At 70.8% G+C, this 6723-nt stretch carries 6 protein-coding genes and 1 pseudogene; 2 read left to right on the top strand and 5 right to left on the bottom strand.

Annotated features, from left to right (window positions below; all coding sequences use genetic code 11):
• Window positions 1–243: 243 nt before the first annotated feature.
• Both pip and V6M42_RS03420 read right to left on the bottom strand, forming a co-directional pair.
• A complete protein-coding gene (gene pip / locus V6M42_RS03425; protein ID WP_332677169.1) occupies window positions 244–1218 on the bottom strand; it encodes a prolyl aminopeptidase in 975 nt (324 codons plus the stop codon).
• Between the two features lie 29 nt (window positions 1219–1247).
• Window positions 1248–1619, bottom strand: coding sequence for a DUF423 domain-containing protein (locus V6M42_RS03420; protein WP_332660743.1), 372 nt, complete (start codon window positions 1617–1619; stop codon window positions 1248–1250).
• A 49-nt stretch (window positions 1620–1668) separates the two neighbouring features.
• Between V6M42_RS03420 and V6M42_RS03415 the strand changes: the two genes are divergently transcribed.
• Window positions 1669–2847 (top strand): MFS transporter, encoded by a 1179-nt coding sequence (locus tag V6M42_RS03415; RefSeq protein ID WP_332660742.1) that lies wholly within the window; start codon window positions 1669–1671, stop codon window positions 2845–2847.
• Here V6M42_RS03415 and V6M42_RS03410 read toward each other — a convergent pair.
• From V6M42_RS03410 to V6M42_RS03400, 3 genes are all read right to left on the bottom strand, one after another.
• The gene (locus tag V6M42_RS03410; RefSeq protein ID WP_332677168.1) at window positions 2811–3410 is read right to left on the bottom strand and encodes a hypothetical protein; all 600 of its coding nucleotides are present in this window, start codon (window positions 3408–3410) and stop codon (window positions 2811–2813) included. The two genes, V6M42_RS03415 and V6M42_RS03410, sit on opposite strands and share 37 nt — an antisense overlap.
• An 83-nt stretch (window positions 3411–3493) precedes the next feature.
• Window positions 3494–5989: a tipN gene (locus V6M42_RS03405; protein ID WP_332677167.1), complete on the bottom strand. Its 2496-nt coding sequence runs from the start codon at window positions 5987–5989 to the stop codon at window positions 3494–3496.
• A gap of 129 nt (window positions 5990–6118) precedes the next feature.
• A complete protein-coding gene (locus V6M42_RS03400) occupies window positions 6119–6307 on the bottom strand; it encodes a hypothetical protein (protein WP_332660739.1) in 189 nt (62 codons plus the stop codon).
• Window positions 6308–6495: 188 nt separating this feature from the next.
• On the opposite strand from V6M42_RS03400, the pseudogene V6M42_RS03395 reads away from it, so the two are divergent.
• Window positions 6496–6723, top strand: a pseudogene (locus V6M42_RS03395) (hypothetical protein); the annotation flags it as partial.

The following is a 6723-nucleotide window of genomic DNA, read 5'->3' as shown; positions in this document are numbered from 1 at the left end:
TCTGCGGCGCATGACGCCGCAAGTCTCCCCCCGGCCGGCTCTGCAAGGAGCCGTCCGGGCGTCGGCAAGGCCCGAACAGGGCCGGCGGCCGGCACGCGCGTGGAAAACGACGACGCGGGGCGGCTGTCTCGTCGAAACGGTAAAACTACAACAGCACCGGGCGAGCCCGGTCGCCCCGCGCCCTCCCCGAACTTTCCGGCCCTCGCGTCGGAGAGGGGCTTCAGCCTGTCCGGTCTTTGAAAATCAGAGCCCCGCGGCCCAGTCCGTGGCGCGCACCAGGCTGTCGATGATGCCCGGCTCGGTCGAGGCGTGGCCGGCGTCCTTGACGATGTCCAGCTTCGCCTCGGGCCAGGCGCGGTGCAGGGCCCACGCGCTGGCGATCGGCGTCACGACGTCGAACCGTCCCTGGGCGATCCAGCAGGGGATGTGCTTGATGCGGTTGATGTTCTTCAACAGCCAGCCTTCCTCGGGGAAGAAGCCGCCGTTGACGAAATACCAGCATTCGATACGGGCGAAGGCGACCGCGAACTCCGGCTCGGCGAACTTTTCGGGACGCGCGTCCGGACCTTCGACGCTGACCGTCTCGCCTTCCCAGCTGGACCAGGCGATGGCGCAGCGATCGCGCTCGGCCTTGTCCTCGCCGGTCAGGCGTTTGTAGTAGGCGCCCATCAGGTCGTGGCGCTCGTCCTCGGGGATCGGCGCCAGGAACCGCTCCCACGCGTCGGGGAAGATGTTCGACGCCCCGTCCTGATAGAACCAGTGCAGCTCGGGCTTGGTCAGCAGGAAGATGCCGCGCAGCAGCAGGGCCCTGGCCCGCTCGGGATGGGTGATGGCGTAGGCCAGCGACAGGGTGGAACCCCAGCTGCCGCCGAACACGACCCATTTGTCGACGCCGAGCAGTTCGCGCAGGCGTTCGATGTCCTCGATCAGCGTCCAGGTCGTGTTCTCTTCCAGCGACGCATTGGGCCGGCTGCGGCCGCAGCCGCGCTGGTCGAACAGGACGATGCGGTATTTCGCCGGATCGAAATAGCGCCGCATGCCCGGGTTGACCGCGCCGCCCGGGCCGCCGTGCAGCACGACGACGGGGAGGCCCTGCGGATTGCCGCACTCCTCGTAATAGATCTCGTGCACCCCGCCGGTCGGCATGAAGCCGGTGGCGTAGGGTTCGATCTCGGGGAACAACTCGCGGCGGGTCGTTTCGGGCGCGGGGAAGGCCATACGGTAATCGGGTCTCTTGTTCGCGCCGGTCAGGCGGTGACGGTATGTGACCGCAATGCGGTAACGGCGAGCAAAAGCCAAGCCGAGATCATCAGAACGCCGCCCACGGGGGCGATCGCTCCCATGACCGGCAGGCTGAGCAGGGCGATGGCCGAGAGGGCGAGGCAGAACACCAGCCCGCCCGCCGCCGCCAGCCAGCCGGCGACGGTGACGAGGCGCGAACGGGCCGGCCAGACGGCGCAGACCAGCGCCAGCAGGGCGTGGACCATCTGGTAATGGCCGCCGGTGGTCAGCAGGATCTTGATCTGGGGGCTCGCGCCATGCGCCGCGAAGGCGCCGATCGCGACGGCGAGGGCTCCGTTCAGGGCGGCGAAGACTGCAAGACTGCGTGTCACTCTCATATCCGGAACGCTAGCCGACAGAATCCCGTCCGTCTGCTATTGCCGCCCGATGAACGCCGCCCGACGCCTGGCTTTGCAGTATGTGTTGCTCTTCGGCGCCACCGGGGTCAGCCTTCCGTTTGCAGGGTTGTGGCTAAGCTCGCGGGGGTTGAGCGGCGCCCAGATCGGCACGCTTCTGGCCATACCCATGCTGGCCCGAATCGTCACCGGTCCGCTGCTTGCGGTCTGGGCCGACGGTTTCGGACTGAGGCGCACGCCCATCGCCCTGATGGGCGTGGTCATGACCCTGGGATACGGCGCGGCAGGGCTGGTCGACGGCTATTTCGCATGGGCGGCCTGCTGGTTCGTCGGCGCGACCGCCATGGGCGTGCTGGTGCCCCTGACCGATGTGCTGAACCTGCGTCTGGCCGGCCGGCTCGGCTATACCTTCGCCCTGCCGCGGGCGTTCGGCTCGGCGGCCTTTGTCGTGGCCAATATGGTCATGGGAGCCCTGCTGCTGACGGCGCCGGCCGATGCCATCATCGTCTGGCTGGTCGTCGCCTCGCTCGGCGTGGCGGTGGTCGCGGTCTGGGGCCTTCCGCCCGAACCGGTCGCCGAGGGCGAGCCCTTGCGGGGACGCGAGCGGTTCCGCGGTCTCGGGCGGCTGGTGAAGGACCCCGCCTTCATGACCGCCATCTTCGCCATCGGCGCGGTCCAGGCGGCCCACGCCTATCAGTACGGCTTCTCGGCCATCCTGTGGAAGGACGAGGGGATCAGCGAGGCGGTCACGGGCCAGCTCTGGGCGTTCGGCGTGGTGGCGGAGATCGCCCTGATGTGGCTGTTCGAGCCGTGGCGCCGGCGCGTCGGCATAGGCCCGTGGATCATGCTCGTGGTCGGCGCGGCCGCGGCGGTCCTGCGCTGGGGCGCCATGGCGTTCGCGCCGCCGTTGTGGCTGCTGTGGCCGCTGCAGGGGCTGCACGCCCTGACCTTCGCCGCGACCTTCCTGGCGGGCATCCAGATCGTCGAACGGCTGGCGCCGGGCGACAGCCAGACGGCGGGGCAGATGCTCAGTTCGGTGCTGTCGGCCGGCGTGCTGATCGGCCTGGCCACGGCCGCCTCGGGAACGCTGTACGACCGGTACGGCGCAGGCGGCTACTGGGCGATGGCGGCGATGGCGGCCGCGGGCCTGCTGGCCGCGCTGCCGCTCAGGCGTCAGCTGGCGCGGGAACGCGGCAACGGCGACAGGTGACGCGCCATGGCTTCGGCCGCGGCCTTCACCGCGCGCTGGACGTCGGCGGCGGGGCGGCCTTCGGGCGCGCGCAACAGGCCCACAGCCGGCGTATCCAGTCCCTCGGGCAGGTCCGAGAGCACGCGGTACAGCAGATAGCTGCCGGCGTCGTCCTCTGCATCCGAGCTGGTGTCGACCGGTAGGCCGGCCTCGTTCAAGGCCCTGACAATATCGGCCGCCGGCGCCGTGGCGCGGGCGATCGCGGGACCCACGCTGGTCAGGCGATGGACCCCGTCCAGCGAGCGGTTTTCGGCCCGGATCTGCAATCTGAAATTGGCGCTGCGACGCGTGCGCCCGACCAGCAGCAGGGCCCGGCAGCGCTGATCACCGAGGTGGGCGGCGAGGGTTTGCGCCAGAGCCGTCGGTTCGCCGCCCGGCACCGGGACGGTCCTCGCGCCGGCCGGGCTCCACGGCACGCCGGACAGGTCCTCGATCGGGTCCCAGCCCCTTTCCCCGGAATCCCAGGCGCAGATCACGATCCCAGGGCGATGATCCGGCGAGGTTTCTGCGGCGGTGTCGGGCATGGCTCCTGCTTACGTGACGAATATATGACAAGCCGACCGACCGTGAGGCCCTTCCGACGTGTCCGTCAAGCCGTAAACCCGCCTCAGGCGAGATCGCCTATGGCGGCGTCCAGCAGCATATAGGCCCGTCCGCCGTCGGAGGTCAGCCGTCCCTGGATGCCCGACGCGTCGCCCGCGCCGGCTCGCGCCGTCAGGTCCCGGGCGACGGCCCGCACATAGGCTTCGGCGTCCGCGCGCAGGTCGGGATCGGTCAGGACCCGGCGGGACACGCTGCGGACGGCGGCCGGAGCCACGCGCCGCACGATCTGGCGCGCCCGGTCCGGGTCGCGCTCCGCAACCGCCTGGGCCGCCTCCTCTATGCGTGAGCGGGGCAGGAGGGCGTTGGGATCGACGCCCATGCGCCGGATCGCGGCGGTGATGCGCTGCTCCAGCCCCTCGATGTCGGCGCCGGGCATGACCGGCGTGTCCAGGTCCAGCGGCGCCTCGCCCGGCCCGTCATCGACAAGATCGCTCCAGCCCAGACGGTCGGCGGCGGGCGTGGCGGGCGGCGTCGAGCCCGGCATCGGCTCCAGCTTCAGCCGTCCCCGCAGGCCGAAGCCTCGGGGTTCGTCGGTCTTGGCGGGGCGCTCGCGCGGAGCCTCGGGTTCGGGCGTCGGCGCGGCCGGCGCGGGCTCGCGGCGGCGGATGGTCGGCGTATCGCCTGACACCACGCCCATCAGCCGGACCGCCTCGGTCAGCATGTCGTAGTTGCGGCGCACCCGTTCCTGGAAACCGGAGTCCAGCGCTTCGGTGTCGGCCGCGGCCTTCTGGGACGCGGCCGACAGGGCCGCCAGGCCTTCCTCGACGGAGGTCCGCACGACGTCGACCCGCCTTTGCGCCTCTTCCGGCAGGCGGGCGGCGCGTTCGTCGAGATCGGCGATTGTCTCATCAATCTGGGAGAGCGCGGCGTTCATGCGCTCCAGCGTGGACTCCAGCCGCTCCAGTGCGCGATCCCCGGCCTCCTCGACCAGTCCGCCCGTCTCGACGATGATCTTGCGAGCGCTGTCCACGCGGGCATCGGCCGCCTGGTCGGCCTTCTGCGCCGTTTCGAACAGGGTCTCCCCGAGACGATCCGCGCGCAGCCGGGCCTGTTCGGCGGCGTCGGCGGCGGCGGCGCGCGATTCCTCCGCGGTGGCCTGCAGCGCCGAAAGCGCCAGTCGGGTTTCCTCGACCAGGGCGTCGCGCGCCTCGGCGGCGAGAGCCTCGAAGCGGTCGAGCGCCAGCTTCGTGGCCGCATCGAACCCGTCCGCCTCGCGCTGGGACATCTCGACAAGGGCGCGGAACTGGTCGGTTGCGGCTTCGACGAGGTCGCGGATGGTCTCAGCCGTGCGGGTCGAGGTGTCGCCCAGTTCGCCGGCGGCCGAACGGCTGGCCGACAACTGTTCGGTCAACTGGGCCCGCTGGCTCTCGACCTGGGCGGAGAAGTCCTCCTGATCGGTGCGCAGGGCATAGGCGGCGGTGATCAGGGCGGCGCGCTGCTGGCCCAGGCCTTCCTCGACCGACTGGATCTGTTCCGCCACGCCCGAGCCGGCGTTCTCGAGCCGCAAGGTCTGGCGAGCCAGGTCGTCGGCGGCGACGCGGGCTGCGTCCTGGGCCTCGCCGGCGGCGGCGGCCAGGTCGGCGGCGCGGGCGGCGAGGGCGGCCTCGGCCTCGCGAAGCTGTGTCTGCGCCAGGTCCGAGGCGTCGACGACCATGCGCGACTGGCGTTCGACGGCGTCGACGACGCCGGACGCCTGGGTATCGAGCTGCGTCCCGAGGATCTCCATCTGGGCGCGTTCGCCGCCCAGCTCCTCGGTCAGCCGCCGCGCCGTGCGGCTGGCGGTCTCGGCGGCTTCATTCAGTCGGGTCGTTTCCTGCGACAGGGCCTCGCGCAGCAGGGACATGTCGGTCCGGGCGCGCTCGGCGGCCAGCGAGGCCTGGTCGATGTCGTGGCGCAGGGACTGCAGGACCTCTCCGGTCTGCTGGGCCGCCAGCGCGGTCGGGGCGATCAGCGCTTCGGAAAGTTCGCGGGCGCGGCGCGTCTCGGCGGCGAGGCCGGCGCCCTGGCGGACGGCGTGGGCCAGCATGATCGCCATCCCGGCGGGCGCCAGGGCGATCAGCGCATAGACGGCGAGACGCAGGGGCTCCAGCTCAACGGCGCCCGCGCCGAATTCGTACATGAACCATGCGGCGACGCCTCCGATCCACAGGGCCGAAGCGACGCCGGCGACGAGATAGGCATGGCGGCCCGAGGGCGCGGGGGCTTCGGACCGGCGCACCGGCGCAGGCACAGGCGCAGGTTCGTAGGCGACAGGGGGCGTCTCGGCCGAGAGGCCGGGTTCCGCCACGGCGAGCGCAGGGGCGGCCGCGGCCCGGGCCGCTTCCGCGGCGGCGCGCTCCTCCGCGCGGCGCTGATCTTCCGCCAGCCGGCGCCGACGGCGTTCGGACATCGGACGCTCCGCCACAGGCTCGGGCTGAACCTCGGGCGCGGCGTCGGTCGCGCCGACCTCGGGATCCGGATCGGTCAGGTTCAGCGGAGGCCGTTGGCGGGGTGGTTTCATGGTGCGGCGATCTCGTCACGGAGCGGCGTCGGCGACCGACGCGCGATAGGACGCTGCGACCCTAACGAGTCAATCGCGGCGAGCAAAGGCGGTGACAAAGGAATCCGGTGACAGTCCGCAGGAGGCGGGTCAGCAGTCCTGCTTGCGCTCGGACGAAGCGGAGAAGAGCGCGGCCGAGGCGCCGTTGTCGCAGTCGCGCACGCGATGGATTTCACGCTCGGATTTCTGCGGCGGGTCGAGATCCAGCCCGAACTGCGACAGCGCCGCAGCGGCCAGAAGGGCGACGAACCCCGCGATAAATTCGATCAGCGCCTGCATCGCCGATCTCCCTGTCCCGACTACGACCCAACTTATGCGCCGAAAACTGCGTTCGGACAATCCAGGGGCGGATGAACAAAGCGTCACCATTGACCATATGCGCCGCAGGGTGGAACGGAAGTGGCCGGCGCGTCCTGTACAGCTTGAGGCGTCCGGCGCCCGCCACTCTATTGGGCCAAACCAACGCCATGAACGAATCCCACGTCGAACACAGGCAAAGCCTGCTGAAACCCGGCTCCAACTGCTGGCGGGTGGAGACGGCGGGTCGCTTCGCCGTGCTGATGGAGAACGCGGCCTATTTCGAGGCCTTGCGGTCAGCCCTGGCCAAGGCGCAGCGCTCGATCGTCATCCTCGGCTGGCAGTTCGACCCGCGCACACGGCTGGATCCGGAAAGCGCCCACAACGATCACCAGGCC

It is taken from the genome of Brevundimonas sp., from assembly GCF_036677305.1.
Lineage (GTDB): Bacteria > Pseudomonadota > Alphaproteobacteria > Caulobacterales > Caulobacteraceae > Brevundimonas.
The sequence above is the reverse complement of the archived record's forward strand: the minus strand, read 5'-3'. Positions and strand labels throughout refer to the sequence as shown.

Coding starts and splice junctions, on each gene's coding strand:
- V6M42_RS03410 (WP_332677168.1), bottom strand. CDS start 3,410: ATGCCCGACACCGCCGCAGAAACCTCGCCGGATCATCGCCCTGGGATC.
- V6M42_RS03420 (WP_332660743.1), bottom strand. CDS start 1,619: ATGAGAGTGACACGCAGTCTTGCAGTCTTCGCCGCCCTGAACGGAGCC.
- V6M42_RS03415 (WP_332660742.1), top strand. CDS start 1,669: ATGAACGCCGCCCGACGCCTGGCTTTGCAGTATGTGTTGCTCTTCGGC.
- V6M42_RS03400 (WP_332660739.1), bottom strand. CDS start 6,307: ATGCAGGCGCTGATCGAATTTATCGCGGGGTTCGTCGCCCTTCTGGCC.
- V6M42_RS03405 (WP_332677167.1), bottom strand. CDS start 5,989: ATGAAACCACCCCGCCAACGGCCTCCGCTGAACCTGACCGATCCGGAT.
- pip (WP_332677169.1), bottom strand. CDS start 1,218: ATGGCCTTCCCCGCGCCCGAAACGACCCGCCGCGAGTTGTTCCCCGAG.